The organism is Marininema halotolerans, assembly GCF_900116235.1.
Classification (GTDB): Bacteria; Bacillota; Bacilli; order Thermoactinomycetales; family DSM-45169; genus Marininema; species Marininema halotolerans.
In genome coordinates, this window is record NZ_FPAA01000002.1 from 249,625 (window position 1) to 268,303 (window position 18,679).

The following is an 18,679-nucleotide window of genomic DNA, read 5'->3' on the forward strand; positions in this document are numbered from 1 at the left end:
AATGGATTTTCCCTCCCTTAACTACTGTCGTTTACTCAAGCGAGCCAATGTATTTTTCATGACGGCCTTTCCTTTGCCGATCTCTTGGCTAGACGACGTCGACTCTTCCCTGTGCCCACGACGGCTCAAGTATTGGGCAAGGGCATGAATCGACGAATGCTCATACAGGGTGACTACGGGTAACTCACATTGGAACAAATCCTTTATTTTGGTATTGACACGTACTAGATCAAGGGAGCTCATTCCTAAATCAAAGAAATTATCATGGATCCCCACCTGCTCATAGCCAAACAACTGTTGTATTAATTCACTTAGCTGTTGCTCGATTTCATTGGATGGGGCAACAAAGTCGACGAGAAGATCCGTCCGTTTTTGTTTCGGTTGATTTTTTCCCCCTTGATCCAGCAGTTCCGTATAATGCCTCACCCCTTCAGTTAATTTCCAATGTAGATCCACTGGAGATGCTACCACTTGGGGATGATCGTGCCTGATAATACGCTGGAAAACCTTCACCCCTTCTTCCACGGTCACTCCATCCCCCAACACTTTTTGCACATCGGTGTTTAATTGCTTGGCCCATATCTTTGCAGATTGCAACGACATCCCTACTTCTTGCCAGTCAGGCCAGTTGATCGATACGGTATAAATCCCATCTCGTAGAGTTTTATAGACGGCAAAAGCATCTAAAAATTCATTCGCAGCACTATATCCGCTTTGTCCAAATTTCATATGGTAAGCAATGTTGCCAATGGATGAACAAAGGACAAAGAAATCAAGGGGTTCTTCCTTGAGCAGCGAGTCCAGAAGCAATGTACCCGTCACCTTCGGTGCGAGGATGGCATCATTTTTCTCCTTATCTCGATTCATAAGAATACCTAGGTAATCGGCAACACCCGCGGCGTGTACGACGCCATGGATACTACCGAATCGCTCCTTTGCCTTACTAAGCACGCGATGCAAGTCGGCTTCTTGTGCCACATCCCCTTGTCCAACAAACACCTCGGCGCCCTGGCTTTCCATTTCACGGATGGCATGAATAACCGTCCTCATATGCACATCCTGCTCTTCTTGCTTTGTTATCCAACGATCCCATTCTTGGCGAGCTGGAAACGCTGAGCGTCCCAATAAGATCAATTTGACACCCGGCACTTTCTGAGCCAGATCCCTAGCAATAGCAAAGCCAATTCCCCCAAGTCCCCCTGTAATTAGATAAGTGCCTCCCTCACGTAAGCGGGGACTTCTTTCCTCGGCCTGCTCAAGAAAAGTTTGCTGAACCGTTGGTACCCAGCGATGGCGACCACGATAGGCCACCACTAAATCCGAGGCATCACTTTGGCACTCTTGGATAATCGCATGGATAAAAAAGGGTTCTGATAACCCTTGGTCCATATCCAACGTGCGACAGCTAACAGAAGAGAACTCCAGACCACAGATTTTAGTAAAGCCCAAGATCGTCGCTCGTTCGGGAGCAAGGGCAGTTTCTGTCCCGGTCACTTCGCTCATACCCTCGGTCAGCACATATAGTTGCCGCTTTCCTTCATACTTGCCAAGGGCCTGTGCCAAATAGAGCAAAGAGTAATACCCGTGAGTCATTGCTTGATTCATCCGTTGTTCAGACAATATTTCTTCCTCAACTGGGTGACAGCTCCATGCGTGCAGGATTTTTTGCGGAAGAGAGCCTCTTCGTTCTAAATCCGCAAAAAGCTCTCGATAGTCCGCTTTTTGTTGTCCATGAAGGGTATAGGAATCTTCTGCTATACGAGCAAACCATTCCCCTTGGCGTACAACAATGACCCTCTTCCCTTGATATCGTAATTGCTTCATGAGGGCTTCTAAGCGATTTTGGTGATCGATAAAGAGAAGCCAAACCGCCTGCTCGCCTTCGTTTGTTCGCACTGACGAGGAAGTAGGGAGGGAACTCCGCTCCCACGAGGGTACGTAAAACCACTCATCCATATTGCTCCGTTTTTCTCCGCGATGACTCTGAGGTGAAGGCGACTGCTTTGGATCCGTGGGGAAGCGATTTTTCTCAAAGGGATAGGTGGGTAGTGAACATCGCTGCCTTTTTTCATCTCCATAATACCCTCGCCAATCGACCCCTCCTCCCAGCATCCACAAACGACCAATTTGTTTGAGTAAATGAGCCTGATCATGCACCAAGTCAAGGGGGTGACGTAGAAGGTGCAGGGAAGTCTGTTCTTTGGTTCGATGGGGATGAATCTGAACAAAGGTCGACAATACACGTCCTGGCCCCACTTCTAGACAGACCCCTTGCGCTGTACTGAGAAGCTCCGACAATCCCTTGGAAAATTGGACGGTTCCCCGTAAATGTTGCACCCAATAGTTTGGCGAAGTGGCTTGTTCATGGGCAATCCATGTCCCGGTCACATTGGAAATGTAGGGGATCTGGGGAGGGAAGAGGCGAACCTTCTCTACTTCTCTCTCAAATGGAGCAAGAATCGGGTCCATCATACGAGAATGAAAGGCATGAGAGGTGTATAGCACCCTGGTCTTTACACCACGCTCAGATAAGATACGATCCAACCTTTCAATAGCCGTTGTCGGACCTGAGAGAACGACCTCACTCGGTAAATTCACTACAGCAAGATCGACCTCGCCCCTTAACAGTTCCTTTATCTCCTCCTCCGATCGATTCACACTCAACATGGCTCCTGTAGGGAGTGATTGCATCAATTTCCCTCGAACAGCTACCAGATGAAGCGCATCCTCAAACGACATCACCCCGGCCACACAGGCCGCCACATATTCGCCAACACTATGCCCAATCATCCGCTGTGGAACAACACCCCAATGGATCAGAAGCGTAGCCAATGCATATTCCACCAAAAAGAGAATCGGCTGGGTTAGTTTTGTATCTTTTAGCCGCTGGTTTGCTTGATCTTCTTCTCCCTTACTTGGATATAGGATCGAAGGCACATCCAACTGAAGGTGCTTCCTTAACAACACAAAACCCCGATCCATTTGTTCTCGAAAAAAAGGTTCACGATCATACAGATCACGAGCCATGTTCACATACTGGGATCCCTGACCAGAAAAGAGAAACATAACGGGACGAGTTGAGGTCGCATGAGCCATTTCCTTCACACTACGTAATTGGGCAATGGCCTCCCCTGAATCCTTCGCTACAACCACACGACGATAAGGGAAGTCCTGCCGGCCGACGTGCAAGGTATACGCCACATCAGCCAGCCTTTTATCCGGTTCTTTTTCTAAATCGCTGGCTACATTCTCCGTCATCACTTCCAATACCGCTTCCGATTTCGCTGACAGAGTCAATAACTGCCACGCTCGTTTCTGGGATGATACCGAATACTCGGGTGCCGGTGCCGATTCGAGTACCACATGCGCATTGGTTCCCCCCATTCCAAAGGAGCTAACTCCAGCTCGAATCACACCATCACCGAGGGAAGATAATGTTGTATTAACGCGGAAGGGATTGTTCCCAAAATCAATCCTTCGATTGGGATGCTGATAATGAAGGCTAGGGGGTACTTGCCTGTGATAAAGGGTTAAAACGGTCTTAATCAACCCAGCAACCCCTGCTGCTGCATCCAAATGTCCAATATTTGTCTTTACCGATCCAATCAATACACGCCCTGGCTCTTGTTCACCAAAGGCCAGGGTTAAGGCTTCTATTTCAAGGGGATCCCCGAGCGTTGTGCCTGTTCCATGGGTCTCAACATAGGAAATCTCCTCTGGCTTTACTCCAGCCATTTGTTGTGCCGCTTGGATCACAGCAGCTTGCCCCTCTACACCAGGGGCTGTAAATCCAGCCTTACGTGCACCATCATTGTTGACAGCGGCGCCTTTGATCACTGCATAGATCGTATTACCATCGCGTTTGGCATCCGCTAGCCGCTTGAGCAGAACTACTCCGACACCGTTGCCACCGACGGTTCCAGCCGCTTCTTCATCAAAAGCGCGGCAGTGACCATCCGGCGAATGAATCATCCCTTCCTCATACAAATAGCCCGCTTTGGTGGGATAGGTCACACTGACTCCACCAGCAAGTGCTGCATCACATTGTCCATGAATCAGATCCGACCAGGCCTTCTCTATTGCCACAAGGGAAGTGGAACATGCCGTTTGTATGGTAACCGCAGGTCCTGTTAGATTGAGTTTGTAAGCGAGACGGGTCGCAAAGACATCCTTTTCATTGAGCAACATCGCTTGAAATTCATCGAGGGAACTTGTACTCTTCCCAGCCACCGAGCGTAACCAATGAAAGTTAGGGGAGCCACCGACATACACACCGACCCGTACTCCCTGGCTTTCTTCAGACTCCCCAGCATGCTCCAACGCTTCCCAGGCACATTCATGGAGAATGCGGAGTTGCGGATCCATCCATTCGGCTTCTTTCACCCCATAATCAAAGAACTGATGATCAAAGGCATCGGTATCCTCTAAATAACCCTTTGCTCGCACATAATTAGATGATTGCAGTTGTTCCTCGGGGATGCCCGCCTGGCGTAATTCATCCTCCGTAAATACACGGATCGATTCGACTCCCTGTTGCAAATTCCGCCAAAACTCTCCTACATCGGAGGCGCCAGGCATCCGAGCCGCCATGCCAACTACCGCCACATCACAGTGATCGGATCGGATCGGCGTTGAATGAGTGAGTACTTTCTTCCTTCCTCCCCGGTAATAACTAGCCTGGTCATCAATGGTGGGGTAACGGAAGAGGGTGGTCATGGTCATTTCCTTGGTAAAGGTGCTACGAAGTCGTGATAATAGACGAATCATTTTCAGCGAGTTACCACCCACATCAAAAAAATTTTCATGGAGGCCCACATGTTGCAAGTCGAGCACATCTTGCCATACCTTTGCCACAGTGGACTCCACATCATCCTGGGTTTGTTCATGTCCCCCGTGATTCTGCTGAACTTCCTTCCAGGGTGGTAATGCCTTGCGATCCACTTTTCCATTGGCGGTAAGAGGAATCTGCTTCAGGAAAACAAAATAAGCAGGGATCATATAGGTAGGGACTTTCTCTCCCAAATTTTTACGCAGTGCTTCATGGGAAATCTCTCGATGGGTGACCACATAGGCACACAATTCCTGACTGCCCGCTGAATCACTCATGGCTACGACCACGGCTTCTTTGATGGCTGTATGCTGTTGTAAGTGATGCTCAATTTCGCCGGTCTCAATGCGATAACCACGAATTTTCACTTGATGATCGATTCGACGGATATACTCCATTTCACCGTTTTCCAATAAGCACACCAGATCACCTGATCGATATAACCTTTCCCCAGGGCGATAGGGATTTTCAATAAAACGGGTCGCATTTAATTCAGGACGATTTAAGTAGCCTCGGGCAACACCGCCGCCCCCTACATATAATTCGCCCTGCATCCCCCGAGGTATCAAGCGCTGTTGTGCATCCAGCACATAACATGCATAAGTTGGCAAGGAGACGCCAATCGCACTTTGATTGCTTTGAATTTCCTTATCGCTAATCTCCTTATACGTGACATGGACAGTTGTTTCTGTAATCCCATACATATTGACTAGCACCGTCTCAGGAGATCGCTTTCGCCAGCTCTGGAGTAAACCCGGTTTCAACCGTTCCCCACCAAAGGTGATAAGGCGGAGCGCAAAGGTTTGATCAGGAAACTCCTCTACGACCTGTTGGAAGAGATAAAAGGCAGAGGGAGTTTGGTTTAATACGGTTACTTTTTCTTCCGCCACTCGTCTTACAAGCTGATAGGTATCGCGGAGGGTCTCTTTTGGCACAATGACCAACCGACCACCATGTAGCAACGCCCCATACATCTCCCAAACTGACATATCGAAACAATAGGAGTGAAACAACATCCACGTATCGTGCTTGGAAAAATGAAACTGGCTGGGATGATGCATGACCAGCTGTATCACATTACGATGTTCGATCATCACACCCTTGGGACGACCCGTCGTCCCTGAGGTATAGATCACATAAGCTAGATGGGAGGGATCCCCATCAGACTCTGGTAAAACCGTTCCCTTTAAAGCCTCTTCTTCGAAACCAGTAGAAAAGTCCTCGATCGTTAGAAGCTCCCCTGCAAACGTTGCCTTCTTCTGAAATTGCTTTGAAGTAATCAACCACTTTGCTTCACTGTCCTCAAGGATGAAGGAAACCCTCTCCTCAGGAAAGTCCGGTTCTATCGGGACATACGCCCCACCCGCTTTCAAGATCCCGAGCAGAACTGCGATCATATCAAAGGAGGGTTCCAGCATCACCCCAACCAGTGAATCAGGTTGCACACCCCGTTGCTGAAGGAAACCCGCTACTCGATTCACTCGCTCCTGCAATTGACGATAGGTCATGTGCTCCTGACCATAAGTTAGCGCGATTTCCTCAGGGTTCTCCCTCACTTTCTGCTCAAAGCATTCATGAATCGTCAGCGCAGGGTAGGTTACTTCCGGTTGCAATCCCCCTTGTGACAAATCCCTCTGTTCCTCCTGGCTCATCATGGATAGGGATGCGACAAGTTGCATATCATCCGCGATCATTTCGTCTAGAAGTCCGAGAAAATGATCCGACATTCGGGATACCATCGTTTCCTCAAAAACACCCTCAGGCCACATCATCACTAACTTCATTGACGCAAAGCATTCAATGGACACCGTAAGATCGAAGTTCGTTAGCTCATGCATGTGATAATCGGTCACTCTTAAAATCTCATCTTCTTTAGTCAATTGCTCAATATCCAAGGGGTAATTTTCTACCACAACGATGGTGTCAAAGGAATGATCGACATCGACGAGAGAAGTACTTTCATACTCCGACCGCTTCAGTAGATCTTGATGGACTTGCTGCAACAAATCCATTACCTTCTGCCCCTCGCGATGGGTAACGCGAAGCGGTGGGGTATTAATAAAAAGCCCCACCATCTCTTTCACACCTGGAAAGGTACCTCCCCGCCCAGATACAGTCGTACCAAAGAGAACATCCTGAGAATTTTGATACCGCTGTAAAAAGACTCCCCAAGCGGCATAAAACAGTGTTGCCAAGGTGATTCCCTGATTGCTCGTAAATTCTCTGATTCTAGCACTCCGATCCTCACTAAGGAATTGGGTATAGGTTCGCGCTGCTAATCCCGTCGACGGGGTGCTTGATAAGGGAACAGGCTTTTCAAATCCCGCAAGGTAGGTTTGCCAAAAATGTTGTTGTTGTGATCGGTCCTGGCTTTGTAGCCAACGGATGAATTCTTTAAATTTTGCTTTGTCAGGTACGGTTGGCGAGTGACCCTGTACCAGTGCACGATAGGCATTCATAAACTCCAGAAGGATGATCCCATTACTCCAGCCATCAAAAAGAATATGGTGGTGACGAAGAATCATCTCATACTCTGTCTCCCCCAAACGGCACAACTCCACAGAAAAGGGGACCTTTTGTAAATCATACGCCTCTTCATCTCCTATCACCTCACCCTCACTGAACAGGATTCGAGGAGGCTGTTGCTTGAGTACGATCTGTACTGGATGCTTAACTCCCTCCCAACGAAATACCGTACGAAGCATTTCGTTCGCCTGAACCACTTGCTGCCAGGCCTTCTCAAACAACACCCTCGAGATTTCACCTGACAAATGAAGACGAAGTTCCTCACAGTACATGTTGCTATATGGTTCCTTTAAATAATGAAAAAACAATCCTTCTTGAAGTGGCGTCAATGCCAGGACATCTTCGACCTCTTCCTTTCGGATTTTCCTTGCCTCCGTCATCAAGAGACCCCTCCTCCCGTTTTACTCTCTGTATCGATCAAAGACGCCAAGGCTTTACGATCCACCTTCCCATTCTCCGTCAATGGTAGGCGTTGACGCTTGATATATCGACTTGGCACCATATAGTCGGGCAAATGTAGACGAAGGTGGTTTTTTAAATCCGTTCTCTGAACATCCTCGGATGCCACGTAATAGGCAACCAGCTTCATTACCGTTTCTGATTCCCTATGTACCATCACTACACAGTGTTGCACCCCTTCACAAGCCATAGCACAGGATTCAATTTCCCCCAATTCAATACGCAGTCCACGGATTTTTACCTGTTGATCCATTCGGCCATGATACTCCATATTGCCATCGGTACGTAATCGAGCGAAGTCGCCCGTTCGATAGATTCGCTGCCCTTTTTTATTCTCAATAAACCGTTCAGCGGTTAAGATAGGATTGTTCACATATCCACGGGCCAAACCGATCCCTGCAATGCACAACTCTCCGATTTGACCTGGAGGAAGTTGGTTGCCTTCTTCGTCCGCTACGGAAAGCTCCATATTGCGAATCGGACGACCAATCGGTATATTGTCTTCCAGGGTAAGGCCTGGCGGGCAATCATAGGCGGTTACATCAATCGTGGCTTCTGTGGGGCCATAGAGATTCGTTAAATCTGTACCATTTGTCTGACGAAGAAGTTCATTAAATTTCATCACTTGTTGGGATAGCAATGCTTCACCACTCACAAATACCCGTTGCAGGGATGCTAGATGTTGAATTTCATCTTTCCCTTCGATGTAATGTAAGAAGGCACTCATCATGGAAGGAACAAAATGCATCACCGTTACTTGCTCCCTCAGAGTGGACTGGATGATCGCTTGTGGAAATTTTTCCATCCCAGGAGCTAGAACACATACCTTTGCACCCACCATCGCCCACCAAAAGATCTCCCAAACGGATACATCAAAGGTATAGGGGGTCTTTTGGAGGAGGGTATCGTCTCCGGTAATTGGATAGACCTCTTGCATCCATTCAAGACGATTGACTAACGCTCGATGTTCGATCATGACTCCCTTCGGTGTCCCTGTCGAGCCCGATGTATAGATGACATACACGAGATCTGATGGATGATTTAAACAAGGAAGATTTTCACCTGAACCCATGTACAAGGACGGTTCATCCAATGCCCAAACTTCTGCCTTTAGTGACTCTTCCCACATGGAAAGAAATTGACTCTGGGTCAAAACAAGCGACATCCCGCAATCCGCTACAATATATTGGAGGCGTTTCTTTGGATAAGTAGGAGAGAGTGGAAGATAGGCTCCCCCTGCCTTTAAAATGCCAAAGATACCAATGATCATCTCGAGAGAACGTTCGACCATCACACCCACAATCGTCTCTGGTCCAACCCCTTGTTTTCGAAGGCAAGCGGCTAATTGGTTACTTTTGATGTTTAACTCGCTGTAAGTGAGGGATTGCTCACCAAATACCACCGCTACCGCATCGGGGGTTCGTTTTACCTGGGCTTCAAAATAAAGATGCACGAGTGATTTCATCGGGTTTCTTGCGCCTCTTTTGCCACTTCTGACCTTTGCATTCTACGCTTGGCCCTTTTGGCAAACTCTTTACCTAGCAATCGTTGGTGGATCTGATTACTCCCTTCAACGATTTCCATCGTCTTGGCATCTCGATAATAGCGGGCAACGGCGTGATGCTCATTACACCCTAAGGCACCCATGATCTGCACAGCGTTGGTAGCATGGCGGGTGCCCGCGCGGGATGTGAAATACTTAGCCATCATGATCTTTTCGGTAGCATCTGGCGAATGATTGTCCTTTGCTTTCACTGCTTCTAGGCCTAGCAAGGTAGCCGCTTCCAAATCGACTCCCATGTCCGTGATCATATGAGAGATCATGCCATGATCAATGAGCGCCGTTTCAAAGGTCTTCCGCTCCATTACATAGGGGCCACATGTCTCAAGGCAAGCACGAAGCAGTCCCAAGGAAGCAAAGGCGATGGAAACTCGCCCAAATTCCAAAGCATAGGGAGCAACATAGGAGATGGCAAACCCTGGACGACCTATCATATGAGTGACTGGAATTTCTACTTGATCAAAATCCAAGGTAGCCAGGTGGGCGGCTTTAAAACCGAGCATGTCACGAATCGGAGTAATCGAGAGCCCAGGGCTCTCCTTCGGGACCAGACAAGCAATCGGTTCTGTCCCTGCTAGCTTCCCAAAAACCAAAAACACATCTGCCGCTGCACCGAAGGTAATCCATTTCTTCTGACCATTCAGAATGAATCGATCCCCTTGTTGGTGATAGGATGTTTGCATCATCATTAAGTCAGAGCCCGCACTCGGTTCGGTCATCGCCAGTGCTCCAATTTTTTTACCAGCGGCCAACAACGGTAGCCAATCTGCTTTTTGCTCCTGGGAACCCCACTTCAATATCGACTCCATTACCATCGTATGAACATTAAATAGGCCGGATAAAGAGATGCTTCCTCTCCCGATGGCCTCTGTCAATGCCCCATAGGTGAGATAATCAAACCCCTGTCCACCATACTCTTGTGGCATCGTTGCACCAAGATATCCCTTCTCAGCACATTGACGAATCACATCCGAGGGAATCCTTTGCTCGATATCCCAACGATTCGCCTGGGGTTCAACATAGGTAGATACAAATTCAATAAACGCGTGATAGGTTGCTTGTTGAGATAACGTCAAATACCCTCTCATCGCTCATCTCGCTCCTGCCGACGGCGGACAAACTCTCCAATAGCATGAATGGACTTGTAGTTGTCCATATCCAAATCGTCCATCGTGATTTTGATTCCAAACTCCTTTTCTAAAAACGTCATCAATTGAATGGCAAATAAGGAGTTGACTAACCCCTCTTCAAAAATCTCGGTATCATAATCAAAGGTCTCGTCCACATGTTCAGCAATGTAGTGATGAATGATTAGCTCCACCGTCGTTTCTACCATCCCGCTACACTCCCCAAAGCGTTTATTTAGCATACGTATAGAACCCTTTCCCACTCTTACGCCCACATTCCCCAGCATGCACCATCTTCTTTAACAGGGGGCAACAACGGAATTTTGTATCTTGATATTCCTCGAAAAGAACGTGCAAGGAATGCATCACCGTATCTAATCCAATTAAATCTGCAGTCTCCAACGGACCCATTTTATGGCCAAAACATTTTTTAAAGAGATCGTCTACTTGTTTTGGGTTGGCGACACCATCCATCACAACCCAAGCGGCTTCATTCATATAAAGATGGGAAATCCGATTCGAAACGAATCCTGTCTGATCCTTCACGATGATCGCATCTTTATCCAATTGGGCCAGGAACGACTCTGCCCTTGTCACCGTCTCATCTGAAGTAAAGTACCCACGAATCACTTCAATAGAAGGCTTCATATAGACCGGGTTCATAAAATGCATACCAATGACTCGATCCGGCCGATTGGTTATGCCACCCACCTTTGTAATCGAAATGCATGACGTATTGACACCAAAAATGGTCTCTTCGCTACAAATCTCATCTAAGCGGAGATAGACCGGTTCTTTAATCGACCAATTCTCCGGTACATTCTCTACGATATAATCGCAGTCTTCCACGTCTTGTAATTGGGTGGTTGTGTGGAGCAAGGACCGAACATCATCTTCAGCCATTCGCGGGTACTTGTTGTTCAACATCGGGGCAAAACGCACCGTCTGTAAGATCTCTGCCGTTGCCCGTTGCAAGTGCTTCTCCTCAACATCCACTAATACCGTTTCGAGCCCATGCAACACCAGATCCACGGCCATACCGATTCCCATCGTACCCGCACCGATGATCCCGATTCTTTGGAACATTGCTGCATCTCCCCTTGCGAATTTATCCATGAGTTTGAAACACTTTGTTCTTCAGAGCCCTTTGCAAATGATGATCCCGTTCCTCTTCGCGAATCCGCTTCGCCCTGAGTGCTTCTCGCATCATTAGTAGGGCGACTTGTACGTCATGCTTGGTTGGGGAAGTATTTGAGAGAGTCCATTCTTCAACGCGTTGCTGAACCTGATGAAAAGGACCTACGACACGATCCTCATAATCCAGCCAATCGGTACTATAATTTCGTGTGCCGGCGACGATCGCTAAACACTGGGTAATTACATCTTTATAATCGGTTTCTTGTACGACAAGCGCCTCATTTGTCTTCTGTACATCTTTTTCCTTCTCGTAGTTGAGGATCATCGGGTGGGGATCAACTGCATGAAGTAGATACTTGAGCACATCCTTTGGACCCATCTCTATCGCTATCCTCATCCCCCCATCAAGTAAATACTGAAGGGAATCAAGCCATCGCACGGGTTCCACTAGTTGTCGTGATAGATTGTCCAACACGCTTTCTCTATCCCCATAAGGGAGTCCATTCCGATTTGCGATCACTGGCACCTTCGGTGAATGTATCTTGATGCCTACGAGTTGTTCGCGATAACGCTCCGCCGCTGGTTTCATCAATGGGGAGTGAAAAGGTCCACTCATTTTCAGGGGGATGGGGATCCCCCCGCGCTCTACCACCTTCTCCCCCGCAAGACGAATCCCCGCAAGTGATCCTGAGATGGAGGTCTTTTGCGGCGTATCATAAGCAGACAGATATACCGCTTCTCCTGCTTGGGTCACCTCTGTACAAAGTTGTTCCACCTTCTCGGGGTCAAGGTTGTTGACCCATGCCATCGTGCCATCAATCGAGGAGGCATATTGGCTGACGATCAATCCTCGCTTGTGTACCAATTTCAAACCATCAGCGAATGCGATCACCCCGGATGCACAAAGAGCCGTATACTCACCGAGGGAATATCCAAGCATGGCATCGGGGGTTAATCCAATCTCCTGTTCAAACACACGAACCGCCGCCATACTCGTTGTGACCAATGCAGTCTGTGAATGTTCCAACGTATTTAAATCCTGACGACGGGATTTATCCATACAAAGGCTTACCATATCGATCCCTAACGTATCACTTGCTTCTTGAAAGGTTTCCTGGGCAATTTTAAAGTGTTTGTAAAAATACTGACCCATCCCCGAGTAATGGGAACCCACTCCCGGGAACATCCATACGATCTTTGTCATCATGTCCCCTCCCTTTCGTTACCCAAGTCCCTTTCAAAGGCTTCCAGTAACATTTGCCCCCTTTTCGTATGACGAAGATGAATCAGATCAAGATCATATCGGATATCCGAAAGGTTCCGCCAACCCAAATCAAGTGCTCGTACCATATGGGAGTATGATTTTTCCGTCTTCTTTGCCAATGAATAGCCACAGGCGAGTAAAAAGTGATGCCACCCTTTTAGTTTCCCAAGACGCATGGCTTCATCTATATAATGCTCTGCCTTCACATCATCCCCTGTATAACGCAGGCGGTGATAGGCAGTAAATACGAAATTATCCCGTTCGTTATACAAAAACACATAGGCTTGTACCCTTTGTGGATGAATAAATCCAACCTTTTGCGCTAGTTTTATCGACGGCAATCGGAAATCCTCGGTTTTCCAATGAGGAATCCGCCCCTCTTCTAAGCAAGTTTCGAGGAAAGCTCGGGTGACTAATTCCCCGTATCCTTTTCCACGGTGGGCACGATGATAGGTCTCAACCCCAACCTCTACATCCGTCTCCGTGGCAAAGGCAGTCAAACAACAACCGACCACCTCATCCTCAAGGCACACCACATAACCAAAGCCCTTCTCAATAAACGCTTCGGAAGTCACCCAAAAATCAGTAACCCTCTCTCGAACTTGTTGATATGGAGCCGTTGTTAACATCTCGGTAGTAATCCGCTCCACCCGAATTCCATTCGGGATGGGAATGGAAGAAAGATGACGAAATTGTTCGGGTGAAAAGGTCAACATCACCCGATCATAGGGTTTTGGGATAAATGCCTGTAACTGGTCCTCGATGATGGATTGCCACTGTAACGAGTGCCTTCCCCCAGGCAACAACTCTACCTGAAAAAATGGATCATCGATCCGTATCGCTTCAGGGGCAATTACTTCCTTGATAAAGGTGGGTAAGGCCGCTACAAATGATTCCTTGGGCTCCCCAAGAAGATAAAAAATCTCTTGTTCCGCCCATAGCAACGCACAGGTCGGATTCTTTGGATGATCGACAAAGAGACGCCCATTGTTATGACCTGCTAAAATCCCCTGAATGACTGGATGGCGAGGATACGATTGATAGAGGTCCTTCATTTTTTCAAAGTTGACGTCATCCCGTTCTATTGGATAAATCATCACGCCCTCCACCACCCCTGTTGGTAACAAGTACGAAGAGCATGCTGAGCAATGACTGGTTGAAGAACTTGGGAAGTTCCTTCGATGATTTCTAACGCCTTTGCTTCACGGAACAGACGCTCTACTGGATATTCCCGAGAAAAACCGTTACCGCCAAATACTTGTACTGCATCGGTCGCCACCTTCATTGCCATTTTCGAGGTAAAATATTTAGCCATTGTCGTTTCGATGACCGCATCTGGATGTTTATCCCTACGTTTTTGCCCAGCAGCAATACAAAGGGCACGGGAAGCGTGAATATTGACACTCGCCTCTGCAATCATTTGTTGTACTTCTGCGTATGCACCAATCACCCGCCCCCCCTGCCTTCGTGTTCGTCCGTAAGTCACCATCCCATCCAAGGCTTCCTGGGCAATCGCAACGCCTGCCCAGGCAATGCTATACCGACCATGATCCAGCGCTGAATTCACCACATAAGCAAAACCGCCCCCTACTCTCCCCAATACGTTCCCTAGAGGAACCTCGACATCCTGAAAGTGGATTTCCGCGAGATGGGACGCATTACTTGCTAGCAAGTTGCTCATCTTGGTCGTTGAGACACCTGTCATGGTAGAGTCAACAAGGAAAGCAGTCATCTCATCTCCGCGGGATGCAAGGACTAAGTAGAGATCCGCCAAATCACCGAAGGAAATCCACTTTTTACGACCATTTAAGATAAAATGATCTCCCTCTTGTCGATAGGATGAATCAATCCCATTCGCATCAGAGCCCACTTCTGGTTCCGTTAAAGCAAAGGCCGCCAGGACTTCCCCTGTTGCCATTTTCGGTAACCAATACTGCTTTTGTTCCCCGGTTCCCCAGCGTAGGATCGACTCTCCGACAAGTGAAACATGAACGGTCAGCAGTTCCCGCACGGAATTACAAGCCTTTCCGACCATTTCAGTCAGCTGTCCATATTGGATCGGATCCAGTGCCAGCCCGCCATAGATAGTCGGAAGAGTGGCACCAAATATCCCATGCTTTGCAAGACCTTGAAGCACCTCACGCGGTATCGCTTCTTGTGCTTCAAATCTTCCAGCACGAGGCCGAAGTTCCGCAGCGGCATACTGTTCCACTTGTGAAAGTACATCCGTTAACGTTTTCATGCAGAGGACCTTCCCCTTTGCTTCTTTTCAATAAGCCCTACGATGTTGTTTACCGTGGAAAAATTGATTAGTTCCAAATCATCATTGTCCACTGTCAGGTTGAACTCCGTTTCTATATAGGTAAGCATCTGCATCGCAAACATCGAATTTAAGAATCCCTTTTCAAAGATATTGTCATCATCTGTAAATGGTGCTTCAGAAGCATCGAAGGTAACCAAATTACTCTCGATATAATGACGAATTTTTTCATGGGTACTCATGCTGTTCACACCCTCCTTGATAATGAATAGGATCCCTCACCCTTTTATAAAATGGCATGAGACGAATCGCTCACCAACCACTGTACCAATCGGCTGTCACTTCATCGATTTAATCGATTCCCCCGCCTTCGCAAATATAGACCGGTTCCGTATACAGTCGCAATCGACGTGCCCAACTTGCTTGTAGTTGCTCCCAACGCCTTTGGTCAACGGACTCGGCTTGTAGGAGATCCAATGAAATGTTCAAATTAAGAAGTCGACCGTTGACCACCGTTCTTGTAACGCCTGCGGGCATCAAATGACCATTTTCCACCACCCATTTTAGTTCGTCTAAGGTGTACTTCGGATAGGAGAATAAGATCTGTCCCTCCCCCATTCGTGTCGCGTCCCCATCCGCTACCCGCTGCACAATACACTCGTGTTGGTACTGGCTTACAATCCGATGCCACGCGGTCAGGTGTGTAATCAAGCGTTGATCCCTAGCACGTGGGTACAGAAAAACCTCCCTTCCCTCCGTATCTTTCACATAAGCAAGCAAGCGCCCTTCTCTTCTCATTTCTACACAGATGATCGATGGATCACAGCAAAGCGATTTCCACCATTCACCTTTTGGTACAAGATGATTCCAAGCACTTAAGCGCACCCACTCATCTCTAACCACTTGAACGGCTAATCGCTTGCAGCCAAGTTCCTTCATCGCCATCACACGGTGAGCACCATCAAGCAATAGATATTTACCGGAAGGGAGCTTCATAGCGAGTGCTGGGTTGCGAATCACACCCTCTTCCAACATCGATTGACACACTCGATTCAATCGTTTTTGTTCATAGGTTTCATGGAACAAGAGTGCCTCGGAGGGAAGTAACGTTAAGGTCGTCATCACATCATTATCTGTAACTCCCCGACTCCCCTGGATTACCTGACTCATTTTCAATCACACCCTCACACAAGAGTCTGACCCACACCCTTTTCACCAGCTTGTCTGTAATAATACGTTGCGATAGCGATATCAAAGGAAGCCATCCCCATCGGATTAAAATAAATCGCTTGATCAGCAGGAATCTTCTGTAGGGCTTCCTTACACACCACATCCGTAAGTGAAAGCGTCTCTTCTTTTTGTAATCCCCGTTCTTTATGCATGACTTCAATATCTGTATTGGCTCGACATACCTCTTCCCAACGATCCACAATGATGGCTAGATTGTAGTCTAGCATCGTCGGTTTGAAATCTCGTAACGAAACATTTATGAGTAGCGCACCCTGCTTTGGCGGTTTATCAATGTAGCCCCTGGAAGAAACCGTACAGGTAATCAATACATCAGCACCTTCATAGGCTTCTTCCCAGGTATTGACTATGCGAGTACGATCCAAGACCGCCGCAGGTATTGCAGACTGATCAACGTCTCGCACATCATACAAACGAACCTCTGTGATCGACTCCTTAAGCAGTGAGGTCATCATTTGCAAATGCAACTGCCCAATGGGTCCAAAGCCAACAATCCCCACACTTACCCGGTGTAACGGACGAACTTTGAACGCTTCTTGAATCATTAAACCTGTCACGGATGCAGTACGAACCCCACTCACAAGAGCTGTATTTACCATCGCAACTGGACGCCCATCCTCTGCATTATTCAAAATGGTTAAGGAATGGGCACGTTGAATTCCCTGATCAATGTTTTTGGGGAAGGAGGCAATCCATTTAATCCCCGCCATGTTGATATCTGCACCTATATAAGCTGGCATCGCGATAATCCGATTGCTAGGATCAGGAAATCGCAAATAGGGTTTGATCGGTTGGTCATAAACCCCCTGCTGGATATGCCTTACCGTCTGGTCAATGACGTGGATGGTTTCTCTCCAGTCCATCCCAATGGACTGAATGTTTTCAGTATTTAAATAAAGCATTGTTTTCTCCTTTTTTTCATAACGATCAATTAGCAGCAACCATCGCTAAAAACGAGCAGAAACTACTTTGCAGTTAATTCGTCACATGCTCTTTTTGTCGTAAATGTGCAACCCACTCGTCGTTATAGACCGTTTTGACATAGGCGGTTCCGCCATCTGGGCATAGAAAGACCACCTTTGGACGCTGAGCCAGTTCCATCTTAGAAAAATAGCAATGGATCGCGTGATAACAACTCCCCGAAGAACCACCAGCAAACACACCATGCTCTTCAAATAATCGATGACAACCCCTAATTGCATCGAGTTCTTCCACCATCACCACATCATCAATCAACGCACGTTCGATTTGTTTGGGCACCATACTTGCACCAATACCAGGAATATGACGCATCTTTGGTGGCCCACCAAAAATGACGGACCCCACCAAATCAACAGCAACGATTTTGATATGGGGGAATTTCTCCTTCAAACGTTGAGAAATCCCCGCAATCGTCCCACCTGTGCTCACCCCGATAAACGCATAATCCAAGGTTTCGAAGTGATGAGCAATCTCACTACCCAATCCATAGTAGTGAGATTCATAATTAAGCGGATTTTCATACTGATTAGGCCAGTATGAATGAGGTGTTTTCTGTAATAGCTCTTCTACCCTTTGCAAGCGATTTAATAGATAGCCGCCTGTCCCATCTCGTTCCGTCACTTTTTCCACACGATAGGAAAGGGCGTAGAGTATATCTTCATAGGCACTATTAATGTTGGCATCAATCACTGGGATAAACTTAATTTGAAGTTGTTTACACAACGCAGCAAGTGCAATCCCAAAATTTCCGGATGATGATTCAATCACTGTCGTTTTCGACGTAATTTCACCCTTTTGTATCGCAGTTTTCAGTATGTGATAGGCTGGTCGTACTTTTATACTGTTCATCAAATTGTGATACTCTAACTTCGCAAACATTTCTATACGCTTATTCTCTAATTGGATTAGCGGCGTGTTACCAATAAAAGCGCGTGCTTGATGTAGTTTGTTAATCATATGCGTCTCCCGCAAAATGAAAGATTTAGCCCTCGATTCTCTGCCAACCCGCCAATAAATGCGATGATTCGAATAGTTATTTCTATTCGGTATTTTTCTATTTCTTTTATTAATGAAAATAGAGAGATAGAAAGAACCACATAGCCCAAACTCACTGCCGTAAATTCACGACACCGACACCACTTCAGACAATGCAAATCGATGTTCACTCAGGTTCTCACACTAAAAAATTATATTCTCCAAAAAAAATTGATTCCCTTCTGAATGTAAAAAATAATATAATAATGCCAATACTACCAGTCCCACATGGATAGTAGGATTATAAATCGAA

General features: G+C 47.2%; 12 protein-coding genes. All 12 read right to left on the reverse strand.

The window, feature by feature from the left end; genetic code table 11:
• Nucleotides 1–21: 21 nt before the first annotated feature.
• The 12 genes from CHX35_RS03445 to sbnA all read right to left on the reverse strand — a co-directional run bounded on the left by CHX35_RS03445 (nt 22) and on the right by sbnA (nt 18,348).
• On the reverse strand, nt 22–7,734 hold the full coding sequence (locus tag CHX35_RS03445; protein WP_091833964.1) for a hybrid non-ribosomal peptide synthetase/type I polyketide synthase: 7,713 nt from the start codon (nt 7,732–7,734) through the stop codon (nt 22–24).
• Nucleotides 7,734–9,278: a non-ribosomal peptide synthetase gene (locus tag CHX35_RS03450; protein WP_091833967.1), complete on the reverse strand. Its 1,545-nt coding sequence runs from the start codon at nt 9,276–9,278 to the stop codon at nt 7,734–7,736. The genes CHX35_RS03445 and CHX35_RS03450 overlap by 1 nt, the downstream gene beginning before the upstream one ends.
• Nucleotides 9,275–10,462 carry an acyl-CoA dehydrogenase family protein gene (locus tag CHX35_RS03455; RefSeq protein WP_091833970.1) on the reverse strand — a complete coding sequence of 396 codons (1,188 nt, stop codon included), beginning with the start codon at nt 10,460–10,462 and terminating at the stop codon, nt 9,275–9,277. Before CHX35_RS03455 ends, CHX35_RS03450 begins: the two co-directional genes overlap by 4 nt.
• Entirely contained in the window at nt 10,459–10,710 is a 252-nt protein-coding gene (locus CHX35_RS03460) for an acyl carrier protein (protein ID WP_091833973.1), read from the reverse strand. The genes CHX35_RS03455 and CHX35_RS03460 overlap by 4 nt, the downstream gene beginning before the upstream one ends.
• A gap of 22 nt (nt 10,711–10,732) precedes the next feature.
• Entirely contained in the window at nt 10,733–11,587 is an 855-nt protein-coding gene (locus CHX35_RS03465) for a 3-hydroxyacyl-CoA dehydrogenase family protein (protein WP_091833976.1), read from the reverse strand.
• 22 nt (nt 11,588–11,609) lie between these two features.
• Nucleotides 11,610–12,842, reverse strand: a complete 1,233-nt coding sequence (locus CHX35_RS03470) for an ACP S-malonyltransferase (protein ID WP_091833979.1) — start codon at nt 12,840–12,842, stop codon at nt 11,610–11,612.
• Complete coding sequence (locus tag CHX35_RS03475) at nt 12,842–13,999, reverse strand: GNAT family N-acetyltransferase (protein WP_091833982.1); 1,158 nt, start codon at nt 13,997–13,999, stop codon at nt 12,842–12,844. The genes CHX35_RS03470 and CHX35_RS03475 overlap by 1 nt, the downstream gene beginning before the upstream one ends.
• Entirely contained in the window at nt 13,999–15,144 is a 1,146-nt protein-coding gene (locus tag CHX35_RS03480) for an acyl-CoA dehydrogenase family protein (protein ID WP_091833985.1), read from the reverse strand. The genes CHX35_RS03475 and CHX35_RS03480 overlap by 1 nt, the downstream gene beginning before the upstream one ends.
• On the reverse strand, nt 15,141–15,404 hold the full coding sequence (locus CHX35_RS03485; protein ID WP_091833988.1) for an acyl carrier protein: 264 nt from the start codon (nt 15,402–15,404) through the stop codon (nt 15,141–15,143). Before CHX35_RS03485 ends, CHX35_RS03480 begins: the two co-directional genes overlap by 4 nt.
• A 109-nt stretch (nt 15,405–15,513) precedes the next feature.
• Nucleotides 15,514–16,332, reverse strand: a complete 819-nt coding sequence (locus CHX35_RS03490) for a ParB N-terminal domain-containing protein (protein WP_091833991.1) — start codon at nt 16,330–16,332, stop codon at nt 15,514–15,516.
• Between the two features lie 14 nt (nt 16,333–16,346).
• The gene (locus tag CHX35_RS03495; RefSeq protein ID WP_091833994.1) at nt 16,347–17,312 is read right to left on the reverse strand and encodes a 2,3-diaminopropionate biosynthesis protein SbnB; all 966 of its coding nucleotides are present in this window, start codon (nt 17,310–17,312) and stop codon (nt 16,347–16,349) included.
• A 73-nt stretch (nt 17,313–17,385) separates the two neighbouring features.
• The gene (sbnA, locus tag CHX35_RS03500; RefSeq protein ID WP_091833997.1) at nt 17,386–18,348 is read right to left on the reverse strand and encodes a 2,3-diaminopropionate biosynthesis protein SbnA; all 963 of its coding nucleotides are present in this window, start codon (nt 18,346–18,348) and stop codon (nt 17,386–17,388) included.
• Nucleotides 18,349–18,679 lie beyond the last annotated feature (331 nt).